1 pseudogene is annotated in these 457 nt (G+C 70.0%); it reads right to left on the bottom strand.

Features of this window, described 5'->3' with window-relative positions:
• Positions 1–457, bottom strand: a pseudogene (locus D9V41_RS17930) (hypothetical protein); the annotation flags it as partial.

Here is a 457-nt window from a genome sequence, read left to right as displayed (position 1 = left end):
GCTGCGGGCGATCTCGTCGACCGCGGCGTCCGGCATGTCGGTGCGGCGCAACTGCCGCGGGTCCGACAGCACGAGCCGGGCGATGTCGAGCGCGACGTTGCCGTTGCCGACGATGACGAGCCGTTCGCCGTCGAGCCGGACCGTGTCCGGCGCGACGTCGAGCGCCCCGTTGTACCAGCCGACGACATCGGGAGAACCGTAGACGCCGGCGAGCTCCTCACCCGGCACTCCGAGCGGCCGATCGAGCCGCGCGCCGACCCCGTAGATCACCGCGTCGTGAAACTGCAGCAGTTCCTCGTGCGTGACGTGCTCGCCGACCTCGACGTTCATGTACATCGACGTCCGCGGATGCTGATAGGCCCAGGCGAACAGCGAGGAGAACCCCTTCGTGTCCGCGTGATCGGGCGCGACCCCTCCGCGCACGAGGCCACCGGGGACGGGCGACTTGTCGAGCATC

The sequence above is a fragment of the Aeromicrobium phragmitis genome, from assembly GCF_003674095.1.
Classification (GTDB): Bacteria; Actinomycetota; Actinomycetes; order Propionibacteriales; family Nocardioidaceae; genus Aeromicrobium; species Aeromicrobium phragmitis.
The sequence above is the reverse complement of the archived record's forward strand: the minus strand, read 5'-3'. Positions and strand labels throughout refer to the sequence as shown.